Genomic DNA, 16,279 nt, shown 5'->3' with positions numbered 1-16,279 from the left:
TCCAGACTGAGATCTAAGGAGCCTTGACCCTGTCAGCAGGCCGGCGCACCCCGGCCACTATCTTGTCCACCGCCTTGGTCGCGGCCACCATGCCGAAGGTCGCAGTCACCATCATCACCGCGCCAAACCCGCCGGCACAGTCCAGCTTCACGCCATCCCCGACAAAACTCTTCTGCAAACAGATGCTGCCGTCCGGCTTCGGGTAACGCAGCTGTTCGGTGGAGAACACGCAGGGCACGCTGTAATGGCGGGTCACAGTGCGGGAGAAGCCATAATCGCGACGCAACGTGGAGCGCACCTTCGACGCCAGCGGGTCATTGAACGTACGGTTCAAGTCACATACCTGAATCAACGTCGGATCAATCTGTCCGCCCGCGCCGCCGGTGGTGATGATCTGGATCTTGCGCCGCTTGCACCAGGCAATCAGTGCGGCCTTGGCGTTCACACTGTCGATGCAGTCGATCACACAGTCGATGTTCGGCGTGATGTACTCGGCCATCGTCTCGCGGGTCACGAAATCCGCCACCGCGTGCACGGTGCAATCCGGGTTGATGCCTTTCAGGCGCTCGGCCATGACCTCGACCTTGGCCTTGCCCACCGTGCTGTCCAGCGCATGCAGCTGACGGTTGCTGTTGCTGACGCACACATCATCGAGGTCAAACAGCGAAATCTCGCCCACGCCGCAGCGAGCGATGGCTTCCGCCGCCCACGAACCCACCCCGCCCACGCCGACGATGGCCACATGGGCCGCCTTCAGGCGCTCCAGGCCTTCAATGCCATACAAGCGGGCGACGCCGGCAAACCGTGGATCTTCTGTACTCATGACCATTACCCCAAAAACCGGCGCGCATTATAGGGCTACACAGCGACAAGTTTTAAACTACAAGCTACAAGTAAGAGAACTTACGACGAGTTGCACTGCCCAATGTCCGGTTTTTCCCGGCTTGCTGTACGGTCGGTGAAAGGCCAGTGTAGGATGCGCGCCGTTCGGCGCAGGCCGACACCTCTTTTCGTTCCACACCCTTTGGAACCCGAAATAGCCATGTCATCGCGTAAATTTGGACTCAACCTGGTGGTGGTGCTGGCAATTGCCGCGCTGTTCACCGGCTTCTGGGCGCTGATCAACCGCCCGGTCAATGCCCCTAACTGGCCCGAGCAGATCTCCGGTTTTTCGTACTCGCCGTTCCAGCAAGGCCAGTACCCACAGAAAGACCAGTATCCGACCGACGATCAAATGCGTCAGGACCTTGCGATCATGAGCAAGCTGACGGACAACATCCGTACCTACTCGGTCGACGGCACCCTGGGGGATATCCCCAAGCTGGCGGAAGAATTCGGCCTGCGGGTGACCCTGGGGATCTGGATCAGTCCGGACCTTGAGCGCAACGAGCGCGAGATCCAGCGCGCCATCGAAATCGCCAACAGCTCCCGCAGCGTAGTGCGGGTAGTGGTGGGCAACGAGGCGCTGTTCCGCGAGGAAATCACTCCGGAAGCGCTGATCGTGCTGCTGGATCGGGTACGGGCCGCCGTCAAGGTGCCCGTGACCACCTCCGAGCAATGGCACATCTGGGAACACAACCCGCAACTGGCCAAGCACGTCGACCTGATCGCCGCGCACATCCTGCCGTACTGGGAACATATCCCGGTGGACAAGGCCGGCCAGTTCGTCCTCGATCGCGCACGGGACCTGAAGAAGACCTTCCCGAAAAAGCCGCTGTTGCTGTCGGAGGTTGGCTGGCCGAGCAACGGCCGGATGCGTGGCGGTGCTGACGCCTCCCCCGCCGACCAGGCGATTTACCTGCGCACGCTGGTTAACACGCTGAACCGCCAGGGCTACAACTACTTCGTGATCGAAGCGTTTGACCAGCCATGGAAAGCCAGCGACGAAGGCTCTGTAGGCGCCTATTGGGGCGTGTTCAACGCCGCACGCCAGCAGAAATTTAACTTTGATGGCCCGGTGGTCGCGATTCCGCAATGGCGAGTGCTGGCGATCGGCTCGGTGGTGCTTGCACTGCTGTCCCTGACCCTGCTGATGATCGACGGCTCGGCCCTGCGCCAGCGCGGCCGTACGTTCCTGACCTTTATCGCGTTCCTGTGCGGGTCGGTATTGGTGTGGATCGGTTATGACTACAGCCAGCAATACAGCACCTGGTTCAGCTTGACGGTGGGCTTCCTGCTGGCACTCGGCGCCCTGGGCGTATTTATCGTGTTGCTGACCGAAGCCCATGAGCTGGCCGAAGCAGTCTGGACCCACAAACGCCGGCGTGAATTCCTGCCGGTTGAAGGGGATTCGGACTACCGCCCGAAAGTCTCGATCCACGTGCCGTGCTACAACGAGCCGCCGGAGATGGTCAAACAGACCCTCGACGCCCTGGCCGCCCTCGATTATCCGGACTACGAAGTCCTGATCATCGACAACAACACCAAGGACCCGGCCGTGTGGGAGCCGGTGCGCGACTACTGCGAAACCCTCGGCCCGCGCTTCAAGTTCTTCCACGTCTCGCCCCTGGCCGGTTTCAAGGGCGGCGCACTGAACTACCTGATCCCGCACACCGCCAAGGATGCCGAAGTGATCGCGGTGATCGACTCCGATTACTGCGTGTCGCCAAACTGGCTCAAGCACATGGTGCCGCACTTCGCCGACCCGAAAATCGCCGTGGTGCAGTCGCCACAGGATTATCGCGACCAGAACGAAAGCACCTTCAAGAAGCTCTGCTACGCGGAATACAAAGGCTTCTTCCATATCGGCATGGTCACCCGCAACGACCGTGACGCGATCATCCAGCACGGCACCATGACCATGACCCGTCGCTCGGTGCTGGAAGAGCTGGGCTGGGCCGACTGGTGCATCTGTGAGGATGCCGAGCTGGGCCTGCGGGTCTTCGAGAAGGGCCTGTCGGCGGCGTACTACCACGACAGCTACGGCAAGGGCCTGATGCCCGATACCTTTATCGACTTCAAGAAACAGCGTTTCCGCTGGGCCTACGGTGCGATCCAGATCATCAAGCGTCACACTGCGAGCCTCTTGCGCGGCAAGGACACCGAGCTGACCCGTGGCCAGCGCTACCACTTCCTCGCGGGGTGGTTGCCGTGGGTGGCCGACGGCATGAACATCTTCTTCACCGTGGGCGCCTTGTTGTGGTCGGCGGCGATGATTATCGTGCCGACGCGGGTTGACCCGCCGCTGCTGATTTTCGCGATCCCGCCACTGGCGTTGTTCGTGTTCAAGGTCGGCAAGATCATCTTCCTCTACCGTCGTGCGGTGGGTGTGAACCTGAAAGATGCGTTCTGCGCGGCACTGGCCGGGCTGGCGTTGTCGCACACCATCGCCAAGGCGGTGCTGTACGGGTTCTTCACCACCAGCATTCCGTTCTTCCGTACACCGAAGAACGCCGATAACCACGGTTTCTGGGTGGCGATCTCCGAAGCCCGGGAAGAGATGTTCATCATGCTGCTGTTGTGGGGTGCGGCACTGGGGATTTACCTGGTGCAGGGCCTGCCGAGCAATGACATGCGCTTCTGGGTGGTGATGTTGCTGGTGCAGTCGCTGCCGTATGTGGCGGCGCTGATCATGGCGTTCCTGTCGTCGCTGCCGAAACCGGCACCGAAGCAAGAGCCCGTGGCCGCTGCTTAAAATCCTGCGCAATGCACTAAACGGCGGCCTCTGGCCGCCGTTTTGCTATAAGATAACGGCCATTTTGTGAGACTTGGCCCAGGCCATTGCTTTGTGTGGGAGCGGGCTTGCTCGCGAATGCGCCGGGTCAGTTCATACATTGTTGACTGACACTCCGTATTCGCGAGCAAGCCCGCTCCCACACAAGCCCCCCTCCCACATAAGCCTTGCGCCCTGACATGCTTCTGGAGTTTTTACATGACGGCCCACGCCGACCTTTCGCCGACCCTCCAACTCGCTATCGACCTGATCCGCCGCCCGTCGGTGACGCCGGTCGACGCCGATTGCCAGAAGCTGATGATGCAGCGCCTGGGCGACGCCGGTTTTGCGCTTGAGCCGATGCGCATCGAGGATGTGGATAACTTCTGGGCCACCCACGGCAAACACGAAGGCCCGGTATTGTGCTTCGCCGGCCACACCGACGTGGTGCCGACCGGCCCGGTCAAGGCCTGGCAGAACGACCCGTTCGACGCGCTGATCGATGAAAACGGCATGCTCTGCGGCCGTGGCGCAGCCGACATGAAAGGCAGCCTGGCGGCGATGCTGGTCGCTTCCGAGCGCTTCGTGACGGACTACCCGGACCACAAGGGTTCGGTGGCTTTCCTGATCACCAGTGACGAAGAAGGCCCGGCGCACCACGGCACCAAGGCCGTGATCGAACGCCTGGCAGCCCGCAAGGAGCGCCTGGACTGGTGCATCGTCGGCGAACCGTCGAGCACCACCCTGGTGGGCGACGTGGTCAAGAACGGCCGTCGCGGCTCCCTCGGCGCCACCCTGACCGTGCGCGGCGTGCAAGGCCATGTGGCCTACCCGCACCTGGCGAAGAACCCGATCCACCTGGCGGCTCCGGCCCTGGCCGAACTGGCCGCCGAGCACTGGGACGATGGCAACACCTTCTTCCCGCCTACCAGCTTCCAGATTTCCAACCTCAACTCCGGCACCGGCGCCACCAACGTGATCCCGGGCGACCTGACGGCGGTGTTCAACTTCCGCTTCTCCACCGAGTCCACCGTCGAAGGCCTGCAGCAGCGGGTCGCGGCGATTCTCGACAAGCATGGCCTGGACTGGCATGTGGAGTGGGCGCTGTCGGGCCTGCCGTTCCTCACCGAACCGGGCGCGTTGCTCGATGCGGTCTCCGCCAGCATCAAGGCCGTCACCGGTCGCGAGACCCAGGCGTCCACCAGCGGCGGCACCTCCGATGGGCGCTTCATCGCGACCCTCGGCACTCAGGTGGTGGAGCTGGGCCCGGTCAACGCGACGATCCATCAGGTCAACGAGCGCATCCTCGCCAGCGACCTCGATGTGCTGACCGAAATCTACTACCAGACCCTGATCAAGTTGCTCGCCTGATGCTCGCTTGCCCCATTTGCAGCGCACCGCTACAGGAAGTGAACAACGGTGTAGCCTGCCCGGCCGGGCACCGTTTCGACCGGGCGCGCCAGGGTTACCTGAACCTGTTGCCGGTGCAGCACAAGAACAGCCGTGACCCGGGCGACAACCTGGCGATGGTGGAAGCGCGCCGCGACTTTCTCAACGCCGGGCATTACGCCCCGGTGGCCAGGCGCCTGGCCGAACTGGCCGCTGAACGCAAACCCCAGCGCTGGCTCGACATCGGCTGTGGCGAGGGTTACTACACCGCACAGATCGCCGACGCCCTGCTGCGCGCCGATGGTTATGCCCTGGATATTTCCAGGGAAGCGGTCAAGCGCGCCTGCAAGCGCAACCCCACGGTGACCTGGTTGATCGCCAGCATGGCCCGGGTGCCGTTGGCCGATGCCAGTTGCCAGTTCCTGGCCAGCGTGTTCAGCCCACTGGACTGGCTGGAGGCCAAGCGCCTGCTCAGCCCGGGTGGTGGTTTGATGAAAGTCGGCCCGACCCGCGGCCACCTGATGGAGCTGCGTGAGCGTTTGTACGACGAAGTGCGCGAGTACACCGACGACAAGCACCTGGCGCTGGTGCCGCAGGGCATGAGCCTGCAACACAGCGAAACCCTGGAGTTCAAGCTCAGCCTGGCCGACCCCAAGGATCGCGCCAACCTGCTGGCGATGACGCCCCACGGCTGGCGCGCGAGTGCCGAACGCCGGGCCCGGGTGATCGAAGCCGCCGAACCGCTGCTGGTCACTGTGTCGATGCGCTACGACTATTTCGTGCTTCAATAACCCATTATTTTTGTGGGCCTCGGGGCCCACACCGAATCCGCGAATGGATTTTCAAAATCCCGCAACGAGGAACATCCATGCGCCAACCTGATATCGAGATTTACCTCAAGGACGCCGACGTCGACCACAAGGCCATCGCCGCCTGGTTGGGCGCCGCCCTGGGCCCGTGCACCGACTGGGTCCAGCGCGGCCAGACCTACAAGTGCAAAGCCGGCAGCGTACCGGTCACCTGGCTGCCGAAAGCCGTAGGCAAATGGAACAGCCTGTACCTGGAAAGCGACCAGACCCCGTGGGAAGACGACATCGCCTGCGCCCGCGCAGCCTTTGCCGCGCTGAACGTCGAAGTGCGTTGCGCGCCGGGCAGCTGGGTAGAAGAAGAAGGTGAAGAAAGCGCGGATACCTGGATTCGTATCAGCGCCGACGGTGAAGAGCAGATCACCTGGAAAACAACCTGAGGGATCGTTCCCACGCTCTGCGTGGGAATGCAACCTGTGACGCTCCGCGTCACGATTAAAAGCAGACGCGGAGCGTCCAAAGAAGCATTCCCACGCAGAGCGTGGGAACGATCACGCCAAGGTTACAGGCCCACCACATCCTCAGCCTGCAAGCCCTTCTCGCCCGTCACCACGGCGTATTCCACCTGCTGGCCTTCGGCCAATGAACGATGCCCTTCACCGCGAATGGCGCGGTAGTGCACAAACACATCCTTGCCATCTTCCCGCTGGATAAAGCCATAGCCCTTGGCGTCGTTGAACCACTTCACATTGCCGGTTTCGCGCGTTGCCATCTGTTTTGCTCCCACATGCTTTTTATAAGTACGTTTATTGTTGAGTCGTCGCAGTTGAACTGCCGAGTATAAGACAGGCTCAAAAAGCTTCAACTCAAGATTACTTCGCCGCTTTTTTGCCGATTTTCGGCTAATACTGCACACTAGCGCCCCGAGCACCTGCCCGGTTTTTTTCCCCACTCAAAGCAGAAGCCGTATGACCCGTTCTCCCTTTCGCCGTCTGGTATTTGGCACCTTGCGCCGGCTGTTGTACCTCTGGGTTCGCTCAGAGACGATCAACCAGTCGTCCCTTACCTTGAACCTCGACCGCAGTCGTCCGGTGTTTTACGTCCTGCAATCTCCATCCCTCACCGAATTGGCGGTGGTTGATACCGAATGTACCAAGGCCGGCCTGCCGCGCCCGGTGCTGCCGGTGTCGGTCGGCCCGCTGATGGAGCCGGCGGCCTTCTTCTACCTGACGCCCGACCCCGACTGGCTGGGGCGCCAGGACAAGCGTGGGGCCCCACCCACCCTGACCCGCCTGGTGGATGTGCTCACCGAACACGCCGAAGAGAATGCACAGATCATTCCAGTCAGCGTGTTCTGGGGCCAGTCGCCCGACAGCGAGTCCAGCCCCTGGAAACTGCTGTTCGCCGACAGCTGGGCCGTCACCGGCCGCCTGCGCCGGCTGCTGAGCATCCTGATCCTGGGCCGCAAGACCCGGGTGCAATTCTCCGCGCCCATCAACCTGCGTGAGTTGATCGAGCACAATAAAGGCCACGAACGCACCGTGCGCATGGCCCAGCGCATCCTGCGGGTGCACTTTCGCAACCTGAAAACCGCCGTGATCGGCCCCGACCTGTCCCACCGGCGCAACCTGGTGAAGGGCCTGGTGAACATGCCACTGGTACGCCAGGCGATCCTCGACGAGGCCGAACGCGAGAAAATCACCCCCGAGAAAGCCAAGGCCCAGGCCCTGCGCTATGGCAACGAGATCGCCTCGGACTACACCTACACCGCCATCCGTTTCCTCGAAGTGGTGCTGAGCTGGTTCTGGAACAAGATCTACGACGGCATCAAGGTCAACAACATCGAAGGTGTGCAAAAGGTCGCCCAGGGCTACGAGGTGATCTATGTACCGTGCCATCGCAGCCATATCGACTACCTGCTGCTCTCCTACCTCCTGTTCAAGAATGGCTTGACCCCGCCGCACATCGCCGCCGGGATCAACCTGAACATGCCGGTGATCGGCAGCCTGTTGCGCCGTGGCGGGGCGTTTTTCATGCGCCGTACCTTCAAGGGCAACCCGCTGTACACCTCGGTGTTCAACGAATACCTGCACACCTTGTTCACCAAGGGTTTCCCGGTGGAATACTTCGTCGAAGGCGGACGCTCGCGCACCGGGCGCATGCTGCAACCGAAGACCGGGATGCTGGCGATCACCCTGCGCAGCTTCCTGCGTTCCTCGCGCATGCCCATCGTGTTCGTGCCGGTGTACATCGGCTATGAGCGGGTGCTGGAAGGCCGCACTTACCTGGGCGAACTGCGCGGTGCGAGCAAGAAGAAAGAGTCGATTTTCGATATTTTCAAAGTGGTCGGCGCCCTCAAGCAGCGCTTTGGCCAGGTCGCCGTGAACTTCGGCGAACCGATCAAGCTGGCTGAATTCCTCGACAGCGAGCAGCCCGACTGGCGCTCCCAGGAGCTGGGCCCGAACTACAAGCCGGCGTGGCTCAACGAAACCACCAACCGCCTCGGCGAACGGGTGGCGCAACACTTGAACGAAGCGGCGGCGATCAATCCGGTGAACCTGGTGGCCCTCGCGCTGCTGTCCACCACCCGTCTGGCCCTGGACGAACAGGCGATGGCGCGCCAGCTGGATCTGTACCTGGCACTGCTGCGCAAGGTGCCCTACTCGCCCCACACCACCCTGCCGGAAGGCGACGGCCTGGCGCTGATCAAGCACGTCAAGGACATGCACCTGCTGTCGGAACAGAGCGATGCACTGGGCAAGATCCTCTACCTGGACGAGCAGAACGCCGTCCTGATGACCTACTACCGCAACAACGTGCTACACATCTTCGCCCTGCCGGCGCTGCTGGCAAGTTTCTTCCAGAGCAGCTCGCGGATGAGCCGCGAGCAGATCCTGCGCTATACCCGTGCGCTCTACCCGTACCTGCAATCGGAGCTGTTTATCCGCTGGTCCCTGGACGAGCTGGACGCGGTGGTCGACCAGTGGCTCGAAGCCTTCGTCGAACAAGGCCTGCTGCGTTTTGAAAACGACGTGTACCTGCGCCCGGCGCCGAGCTCACGGCAGTTTGTGCTGTTGACCCTGCTGTCCAAGAGCATCGCCCAGACCCTGCAACGCTTCTACATGGCGATCTCGCTGCTGCTCAACAGCGGCCAGAACAGCATCAGCGCCGAAGAGCTGGAAGACCTGTGCACGGTCATGGCCCAGCGCCTGTCGATCCTGCACGGCCTGAATGCCCCGGAGTTCTTCGACAAGAGCCTTTTCCGACATTTTATCCAGACCCTGCTGGAGCAAGATGTGCTGCGTCGCGACGAGGCCGGCAAACTGAGCTATCACCCGCTGCTGGGTGAGCTGGCCGAAGGTGCAGCCAAACGCGTATTGCCCGCGGAGATTCGCCTGTCGATTCGCCAGGTCGCACTGCATCGCAGCGAAGAGGCGCCAGACCAGCCTGTGGTACCCGAAGAAACACACTAGAGTGACCGAGGCGCCAGGGTGTTTCTGGCGCCGTTGACAAGGAGCTGCACCATGAAAAAAATCATCCTCCTGGGCCTGACCGCCCTGCTGGGAGCCTGCCAGACCATGAGCCCCGCGCCCAAAGCCAGCCTCGATGGCGAAGTGTTCTACCTGCAACGCATCGCCCTGCCGCCCGCCGCCACCTTGAGTGTGACCCTGCAGGATGTGTCCTTGATGGATGCCCCGGCCGTGACCCTGGCCGAGCAGAAAGGCCCGGTGAAAGGCCAGGTGCCGCTGCCCTTTCATCTGAGCTACGACCCGACCCAGGTCAAGCCTGGCCACAGTTACTCGGTGAGCGCTCGCATCGAACTGGAGGGCAAGCTACTGTTTATCACCACCGAACGGCACTCCGTGCAGTTGAACGGCCAGGCCCCACAACCGCTGCGCCTGCGCGTGGATGCGGTTGCACACTGATTAAAATATCGAACATAAGGAAGCGCCCATGCTCCGTAACTCCCTTCGCCTCACTGCCCTGTGCGCCGGCTTGCTGCTCGGTGCCAACGCCATGGCCTTGTCCCTCGGCAGCCTGTCCCAGGGCGACGCCACCGGCGGCCTCAAGGATGCACTGACCCAAGGCGCACAGATTGCCGTGAAACAACTGGGTGTGCCCGGTGGTTTCAGCAACAACCCCGAAGTGAAGATCGGCCTGCCGGGCAAGTTGGGCAAAGTCGCTGACAAGTTGAAAATGTTCGGCATGGGTGACCAGGTCACGCAACTTGAAACCAGCATGAACAAGGCGGCCGAGTCTGCTGTCACCCAGGCCCAGCCGATCCTGGTAAACGCGGTGAAAAACATGAGCGTGACCGATGCCAAGGGCATCCTCACCGGCGGCCAGGACTCGGCCACCCAGTACCTGAACAAAAGCAGCCGTGACGAGATCCGGGCCAAGTTCCTGCCGATCGTCAAGGCCGCTACCGACAAGGTCGGCGTGGCCCAGCAGTACAACGCGCTCGCCGGCAAGGCCGCCACCTTTGGCGCCATTGATGCCAAGAGCGCCAATGTCGAAAGCTACGTGACCGAACAGGCGCTGGACGGGCTGTTCAAGATGATCGCCCAGCAGGAAGAAACCATTCGCAAGAACCCGGCGGCGGCTGCCACCAGCTTGGCCAAGAAGGTGTTCGGCGCGCTGTAGACCATACCTGGCAACTAAAAACGCCCTGAACTATTCAGGGCGTTTTTTTTAATAGCGGCACTTGCAAGGCAAATCACTACCCACGGCATTGCTGTTGCTGCTGTTGGTGGTGTTGTTTTCGGTTTTGATATTAATGTTGATCTCGGGCTGGCCATTGCCATTGGACCGACCGGAATTCGGCCCTATTCCAAATACAGCCCCCAACAGGTGCAGTGGTGAAACCAGTACTGGAAAAATCATACACACTCCTCGATATCTATGGTCAAAAGCCCCCTCTGAGTGGCAAGGCAGCCCGAGTGGTTCCCGGGCTGCCTCGAGTCAGCGGCTACCGATGGATCGGAAAGAGTGCCGACGACCTCTGGTAGGGTTGGTGGGCCTCATGCACCGGCGCCTGGTGATACGGCTTGGGCCGCGCAGGCAGGACAGGCCCCGTTGGTCGGGAGTGATGGCCGTGATTGAAACCGGGCCGTCCATGGCCGGGCTTGTGCGGTCGCGCCGTATCAGCTTCTTTATTGGAACCAGGCAACAGATTGCCCAGCAGTGACCCCAGGAAAGCACCTTTGAAAGCTGCCAGGGCAGACAAAATAAACATATGACACTCCATGAACTCATTGTTGTTCATCGGGACCGCAGGCTTGCGGCCCCGACAACGACGTCTGTCAATCAGACAATTCTGAGTGGAGCACCATGGGCAAACGTTCCGTCGCCCAGGGTCGTAGTTTGCGTCTATGTGTGAATGACCAGAGGCATTTCCTTACAGGACACCCCTGCCACTCGCAGCCTTACACCGCCTCCTTGCGGACCCGAAACCACGCCGCATACAGCGCGGGCAGGAACAACAGGGTCAATGCCGTCGCAACAATCAAGCCGCCCATGATCGCCACGGCCATCGGCCCGAAGAACACGCTGCGGGACAGCGGGATCATCGCCAGTACGGCCGCCAGCGCCGTCAGCACAATCGGCCGGAAGCGCCGCACGGTCGCCTCGATAATCGCCTGCCAGGGAGCCAGGCCGGCCTTGATGTCCTGCTCGATCTGGTCCACCAGGATCACCGAGTTACGCATGATCATCCCCGACAGCGCGATGGTCCCCAGCATCGCCACGAACCCAAAGGGCTGGCGGAACACCAGCAGGAACATTGTCACCCCGATCAGGCCCAAGGGCGCCGTGAGAAACACCATCGCGGTGCGGGAGAAGCTGCGCAATTGCAGCATCAGCAAGGTCAGCACCACCACGATAAACAGCGGCACACCGGCCTTGACCGAGTTCTGCCCACGGGCGGAATCCTCGACCGTGCCGCCAACTTCCAGCAGGTAGCCGTCCGGCAGTTCAGCGCGCACGCCTTCGAGGGTCGGCAGGATCTGCTGCACCAGGGTGGCCGGTTGTTCCTTGCCGTAGATATCGGCGCGAACGGTCACGGTCGGCAGGCGATTACGGTGCCAGATGATGCCTTCCTCAAAGCCGTATTCCAGGGTCGCGATCTGCGACAGCGCCACGCTCTTGCCGTTGTCGGTCGGCACCGCCAGGCTTGGCAGCAGCGACAGCTCGGTGCGCTCATGCACCGTGCCGCGCAGCAGGATTTCGATCAACTCGTTGTCTTCGCGATACTGGCTGACGCTGGAGCCCGTAAGGGAACTCTGGAGGAATTTCGACAGGTTGGCGGTGCTCACGCCGAGGGCACGGGCGCGGTCCTGGTCAACGTTGAGGTAGACGATCTTGCTCGGTTCTTCCCAGTCCAGGTGCACGTTGACCACGTGGGTATTTTCGCGAACCTTGGCCGCCACTTTCCGCGCCAGGGCCCGGACTTCTTCGATGTGCTCGCCCGTTACCCGGAACTGCACGGGGTAGCCAACCGGCGGGCCGTTTTCAAGCCGCGTAACCCGCGAACGCAGGTCCGGGAATTGTTCGTTGAGGGTTTCGATCAGCCAGGTGCGCAAGCTTTCGCGCTCCTCGATGGTCTTGGCCAACACCACAAACTGGGCAAAGCTGGCGGCCGGCAGTTGCTGGTCCAGCGGCAGGTAGAAACGTGGCGAACCGGTACCGACATAGGCCACATAATTTTCAATACCTGCATGTTCCTTGAGCAAGGCTTCAAGGCGTTTGACCTGGTCGGCCGTATTGCTCAGGGACGCGCCTTCAGCCAGTTTCAGGTCGACCATCAGTTCCAGTCGCCCGGAAGCCGGGAAGAACTGCTGGGGCACAAAGCGGAACAGCGCCACCGAGCCGATAAACAGCAGCAAGGTCAGGACGATCACCGTCTTGCGCCGACGCACGCACCATTCCACCAGGCGTCTTACGCGCTGATAGAAGGGTGTGCCGTAGGGATCCGGCCCGTCGGTGCCATGCTTGGCCGCATGAATCTTCGCCAGGTCCGGCAGGAGTTTTTCCCCCAGGTACGGCACGAACATCACGGCGGCGACCCACGAGGCCAGCAGCGCAATGGTCACCACCTGGAAGATCGAGCGGGTGTATTCACCGGTGCTCGATTGCGCCGTGGCAATCGGCAGGAAACCCGCGGCCGTGATCAGGGTGCCGGTGAGCATCGGGAAGGCTGTGCTGGTCCAGGCGAAACTGGCGGCCTTGAGTCGGTCGTACCCTTGCTCCATTTTGATCGCCATCATTTCAACGGCGATGATCGCATCGTCCACCAGCAAGCCCAGCGCCAGCACCAGCGCGCCGAGGGAGATTTTGTGCAGGCCGATGCCGAGGTAATACATGGTGGCAAACGTCATGGCCAACACCAGCGGAATCGCCAGGGCGACCACCATGCCGGTGCGCACGCCCAGAGAGAAAAAGCTCACCAGCAACACAATCGCCAGGGCCTCGGCGAGCACCTGGACGAATTCGCCGACACTGGTTTTTACCGCTGCCGGCTGGTCCGACACCTTGCGCAGTTCCATACCGGCAGGAAGGTTCTTCTGCAGGCGTGCGAATTCGCCTTCCAGGGCCTTGCCCAGCACCAGGATGTCGCCACCATCACGCATGGCCACGGCCAGCCCGATGGCGTCGGCGCCCATGTAGCGCATGCGCGGTGCCGGTGGATCGTTGAAGCCACGATGAATCTCGGCCACGTCACCGATACGGAACGTACGATCACCGACGCGGATCGGGAAGTCGCGAATCTCCTTAACGGTCTTGAAGTTGCCGGACACCCTTAACTGCACGCGCTCGCTCGGGGTTTCAAAGAAGCCGGCGGTGGACACCGCGTTCTGTTCCTGCAACGCCTGCTGCACGGCCGCCAGCGGCAGGCCGAGGGTGGCGAGCTTGAGGTTGGACAGCTCGATCCAGATCTTCTCGTCCTGCAAGCCCAGCAGTTCGACCTTGCCGACATCCGGCACCCGTTGCAGCTGAATCTGGATGCGGTCGGCGTAGTCCTTGAGCACGGCGTAGTCAAAGCCATCGCCGGTCAGGGCGTAGATATTGCCGAAGGTGGTGCCGAATTCATCGTTGAAAAACGGGCCCTGGATATCCGGTGGCAGGGTCTGGCGAATATCGCTGATTTTCTTGCGCACCTGGTACCAGAGGTCCGGGATCTCTGCGGAGTGCATCGAATCCCGGGCCATGAAGGTGACCTGGGATTCACCGGGCCGCGAGAAGGAGACGATGCGCTCGTAGTCGCCGGTCTCCATCAATTTCTTTTCAATACGCTCGGTGACCTGGCGCGACACTTCCTGGGCTGTAGCGCCTGGCCAGTTGGTCTTGATCACCATGGCCTTGAAGGTAAACGGCGGGTCTTCGCTTTGTCCCAGCTTGGTGTAGGACAAGGTGCCGACCACTGCCAGCAGGATCATCAGGAACAGTACGATCTGGCGATTACGCAACGCCCATTCGGAAAGATTGAAACCCATCGGGGACTACTCCTTGGCCGCCAGACTTACCACTCGATTGGCGCGATCCACCGGGCGCACTTGCTGGCCCTCATGGAGTACATGCACACCGGCGGCGATCACCCAATCAGTGGGGTTCAAGCCTTCCAGCACCGGCACGGTTTTCTCGCCAAAGGCGCCGATCCGCACCGGTGTGCGCTTGAGGGTATTGTCGGGCTGCACCACCCAGACGTAGGACGCGCCGTTCTCCGCGCTCAGGGCAGACAGCGGCACCGCCAGGGGAATCACCCCGTCAGCCTGGATGAAGACGCGAGCGCTCTGCCCCAGTTCCGCAGGCACTTTGCCGCCGGTAAACGCGACGCGGGCGGCGAAGGTTCGCGACTTTGGATCGGCAGCCGGCGACAGTTCGCGGATGCGGCCGTTGAAGCGCTGGTCGGGCTGGCTCCACAGTTCCACGGACACCGGCTGGCCAATCTTGAAACGCCCGAAGCTTTGCTCCGGCAGGCTGATCAACACCTCCCGCTCGCCATCGGTGGCCAGGGTGAATACGGTCTGGCCGGCCGACACCACCTGGCCGACTTCCACTGCACGCTTGGCGACCACGCCATCCTGGGGTGCGCGCAACACGGCGTAACCGGCCTGGTTATTGGCCACGTCGAATTCGGCCTTGATCTGCTTGAGGCGTGCTTCACCGGAGCGGTAGAGGTTTTCGGAGTTGTCGTACTGGGAGCGGCTGACCATCTGACGGTCCATCAGGGTCTTGTAGCGGTCACGCTCGGCGCGTACCAGGCTCAGGTTGGCGTCGGCAGCGGCGACCTGGGCGCGGGTGGCTTCCAGTTGCAGGCGTACGTCCTGAGGGTCGAGTTCGGCCAGGGGCTGGTTGGCCTTGACGCGCTCGCCCTCCTCCACCAGTCGTCGGCTGACTTTGCCGCCAATGCGAAAGGCCAGGTCGGGTTCATAGCGGGCACGCACCTCGCCCGGGTAGCTGTCGGAAGCCTGCGCCGAAGGCTCTGGCTGAACCACCATGGCCGGGCGGACGGTGGTTTGCGCCGCTTCTTCATGGCCACAAGCAGCCAACAGGAATAACAAGCTGGCAGGCAACGCGAGTGGCAGGAAATAGCTGCGCATGCTGAAGGACCTTTCGCTAATGGTGCTAGGAATAATTATACTGGCCAGTATGTTATTAATACCAAACTCACCAGTCCAGTAATAAAGTGAAAATGTCCGACAATCCTGTGAACACCAATAGCCCCGGGCGTCCCAAGGACATGGCAAAACGCCAGGCGATTCTTGATGCGGCGAAGATCCTGTTTTTGAGTAATGGATATGCCAGTACCAGCATGGATGCCGTGGCAGTGGAGGCCGGGGTGTCGAAGCTGACGGTGTACAGCCATTTCACCGACAAGGAGACGCTGTTCTCGGCGGCGGTGGTTGCCAAGTGCGAAGAGCAGTTACCGGTGATGTATTTCGAGCTGCCCGAGGGTGTGCCGGTGGAGAAGGTGCTGCTCAATATCGCCCGCGGGTTTCATGTGCTGATCAATAGCGAGGAGTCGGTGAACCTGCATCGGTTGATGATGACTTCCGGGAGTCAGGATCCGAAGTTGTCGCAGATCTTTTTCGAGGCCGGGCCGATGCGTATGTTGCAGGGGATGGAGCGGCTGCTCTGTAAGATCGACCAGAGTGGCGCATTGCGTATTGCCAAGCCGTTCACCGCGGCGGAGCATTTTTTTTGCTTGCTCAAGGGGACGGCGAATTTTTGTTTGTTGTATGGGTGTGGGGGGCAACTGAGCGCTGAGGCGGCCGAGGAGCATGTGCAGGAAGTGGTTGGGTTGTTCATGCGGGCTTATCGGGCTTTTTGAACTGGGTACATATCCGTTTTTTGGGTCAGGGCCGCTTATGGTTCCGCTCTTACAGCGGCTCACTTTTGAACAGCGCAAAAGTAAGCAAAACGCTCTTGCCCC

The 16,279-nt window shown here is 61.4% G+C and carries 13 protein-coding genes; 8 read left to right on the top strand and 5 right to left on the bottom strand.

The features are described 5' to 3' along the window. Positions 1–13: 13 nt before the first annotated feature. Entirely contained in the window at positions 14–823 is an 810-nt protein-coding gene (tcdA, locus tag HX801_RS25960) for a tRNA cyclic N6-threonylcarbamoyladenosine(37) synthase TcdA (RefSeq protein ID WP_003219345.1), read from the bottom strand. Between the two features lie 219 nt (positions 824–1,042). On the opposite strand from tcdA, the gene HX801_RS25955 reads away from it, so the two are divergent. The 4 genes from HX801_RS25955 (at position 1,043) to HX801_RS25940 (ending at position 6,287) form a co-directional block, all read left to right on the top strand. Beyond that, positions 1,043–3,634 (top strand): glycosyltransferase, encoded by a 2,592-nt coding sequence (locus tag HX801_RS25955; RefSeq protein WP_003219347.1) that lies wholly within the window; start codon positions 1,043–1,045, stop codon positions 3,632–3,634. 237 nt (positions 3,635–3,871) lie between these two features. Continuing rightward, positions 3,872–5,023 carry a succinyl-diaminopimelate desuccinylase gene (gene dapE, locus HX801_RS25950; RefSeq protein ID WP_008430488.1) on the top strand — a complete coding sequence of 384 codons (1,152 nt, stop codon included), beginning with the start codon at positions 3,872–3,874 and terminating at the stop codon, positions 5,021–5,023. After that, a complete protein-coding gene (locus HX801_RS25945; protein WP_177022980.1) occupies positions 5,023–5,832 on the top strand; it encodes a putative RNA methyltransferase in 810 nt (269 codons plus the stop codon). Before dapE ends, HX801_RS25945 begins: the two co-directional genes overlap by 1 nt. Positions 5,833–5,909: 77 nt before the next feature. Then, positions 5,910–6,287, top strand: a complete 378-nt coding sequence (locus HX801_RS25940; RefSeq protein ID WP_008430491.1) for a hypothetical protein — start codon at positions 5,910–5,912, stop codon at positions 6,285–6,287. Positions 6,288–6,409: 122 nt separating this feature from the next. Here HX801_RS25940 and HX801_RS25935 read toward each other — a convergent pair whose 3' ends face one another. Then, positions 6,410–6,619 (bottom strand): cold-shock protein, encoded by a 210-nt coding sequence (locus HX801_RS25935; RefSeq protein WP_003219353.1) that lies wholly within the window; start codon positions 6,617–6,619, stop codon positions 6,410–6,412. Between the two features lie 196 nt (positions 6,620–6,815). Between HX801_RS25935 and plsB the strand changes: the two genes are divergently transcribed. Genes plsB through HX801_RS25920 form a run of 3 tightly spaced genes read left to right on the top strand, consistent with a single transcriptional unit; the run spans position 6,816 to position 10,491 of the window. After that, positions 6,816–9,320, top strand: coding sequence for a glycerol-3-phosphate 1-O-acyltransferase PlsB (plsB, locus tag HX801_RS25930; RefSeq protein ID WP_102368222.1), 2,505 nt, complete (start codon positions 6,816–6,818; stop codon positions 9,318–9,320). A 51-nt stretch (positions 9,321–9,371) separates the two neighbouring features. Next, complete coding sequence (locus HX801_RS25925) at positions 9,372–9,773, top strand: YbaY family lipoprotein (protein WP_177022979.1); 402 nt, start codon at positions 9,372–9,374, stop codon at positions 9,771–9,773. Between the two features lie 28 nt (positions 9,774–9,801). After that, on the top strand, positions 9,802–10,491 hold the full coding sequence (locus tag HX801_RS25920; RefSeq protein WP_003219356.1) for a DUF4197 domain-containing protein: 690 nt from the start codon (positions 9,802–9,804) through the stop codon (positions 10,489–10,491). 48 nt (positions 10,492–10,539) lie between these two features. Here HX801_RS25920 and HX801_RS25915 read toward each other — a convergent pair whose 3' ends face one another. The 3 genes from HX801_RS25915 to HX801_RS25905 all read right to left on the bottom strand — a co-directional run bounded on the left by HX801_RS25915 (position 10,540) and on the right by HX801_RS25905 (position 15,446). Continuing rightward, a complete protein-coding gene (locus HX801_RS25915; protein ID WP_177022978.1) occupies positions 10,540–10,731 on the bottom strand; it encodes a hypothetical protein in 192 nt (63 codons plus the stop codon). A 542-nt stretch (positions 10,732–11,273) separates the two neighbouring features. Continuing rightward, positions 11,274–14,339 carry an efflux RND transporter permease subunit gene (locus HX801_RS25910; RefSeq protein WP_177022977.1) on the bottom strand — a complete coding sequence of 1,022 codons (3,066 nt, stop codon included), beginning with the start codon at positions 14,337–14,339 and terminating at the stop codon, positions 11,274–11,276. Positions 14,340–14,345: 6 nt separating this feature from the next. Continuing rightward, positions 14,346–15,446 carry an efflux RND transporter periplasmic adaptor subunit gene (locus tag HX801_RS25905; RefSeq protein ID WP_003219359.1) on the bottom strand — a complete coding sequence of 367 codons (1,101 nt, stop codon included), beginning with the start codon at positions 15,444–15,446 and terminating at the stop codon, positions 14,346–14,348. A 92-nt stretch (positions 15,447–15,538) separates the two neighbouring features. Here HX801_RS25905 and HX801_RS25900 point away from each other — a divergent pair, with 92 nt between their 5' ends. After that, on the top strand, positions 15,539–16,177 hold the full coding sequence (locus HX801_RS25900; protein ID WP_087694933.1) for a TetR/AcrR family transcriptional regulator: 639 nt from the start codon (positions 15,539–15,541) through the stop codon (positions 16,175–16,177). The last annotated feature ends 102 nt before the right edge of the window (positions 16,178–16,279 follow it).

This window comes from Pseudomonas sp. G1002 (genome assembly GCF_013385455.1).
In the GTDB taxonomy this organism is placed as follows: domain Bacteria; phylum Pseudomonadota; class Gammaproteobacteria; order Pseudomonadales; family Pseudomonadaceae; genus Aquipseudomonas.
Note: the sequence above shows the minus strand (reverse complement) of the source record. Positions and strands in the feature narration are given on the sequence as shown.

Excerpts from the sequence above, each read along its gene's own strand:
- tcdA (WP_003219345.1), bottom strand. The coding sequence starts at position 823 with ATGAGTACAGAAGATCCACGGTTTGCCGGCGTCGCCCGCTTGTATGGC.
- HX801_RS25955 (WP_003219347.1), top strand. The coding sequence starts at position 1,043 with ATGTCATCGCGTAAATTTGGACTCAACCTGGTGGTGGTGCTGGCAATT.
- dapE (WP_008430488.1), top strand. The coding sequence starts at position 3,872 with ATGACGGCCCACGCCGACCTTTCGCCGACCCTCCAACTCGCTATCGAC.
- HX801_RS25945 (WP_177022980.1), top strand. The coding sequence starts at position 5,023 with ATGCTCGCTTGCCCCATTTGCAGCGCACCGCTACAGGAAGTGAACAAC.
- HX801_RS25940 (WP_008430491.1), top strand. The coding sequence starts at position 5,910 with ATGCGCCAACCTGATATCGAGATTTACCTCAAGGACGCCGACGTCGAC.
- HX801_RS25935 (WP_003219353.1), bottom strand. The coding sequence starts at position 6,619 with ATGGCAACGCGCGAAACCGGCAATGTGAAGTGGTTCAACGACGCCAAG.
- plsB (WP_102368222.1), top strand. The coding sequence starts at position 6,816 with ATGACCCGTTCTCCCTTTCGCCGTCTGGTATTTGGCACCTTGCGCCGG.
- HX801_RS25925 (WP_177022979.1), top strand. The coding sequence starts at position 9,372 with ATGAAAAAAATCATCCTCCTGGGCCTGACCGCCCTGCTGGGAGCCTGC.
- HX801_RS25920 (WP_003219356.1), top strand. The coding sequence starts at position 9,802 with ATGCTCCGTAACTCCCTTCGCCTCACTGCCCTGTGCGCCGGCTTGCTG.
- HX801_RS25915 (WP_177022978.1), bottom strand. The coding sequence starts at position 10,731 with ATGATTTTTCCAGTACTGGTTTCACCACTGCACCTGTTGGGGGCTGTA.
- HX801_RS25910 (WP_177022977.1), bottom strand. The coding sequence starts at position 14,339 with ATGGGTTTCAATCTTTCCGAATGGGCGTTGCGTAATCGCCAGATCGTA.
- HX801_RS25905 (WP_003219359.1), bottom strand. The coding sequence starts at position 15,446 with ATGCGCAGCTATTTCCTGCCACTCGCGTTGCCTGCCAGCTTGTTATTC.
- HX801_RS25900 (WP_087694933.1), top strand. The coding sequence starts at position 15,539 with ATGTCCGACAATCCTGTGAACACCAATAGCCCCGGGCGTCCCAAGGAC.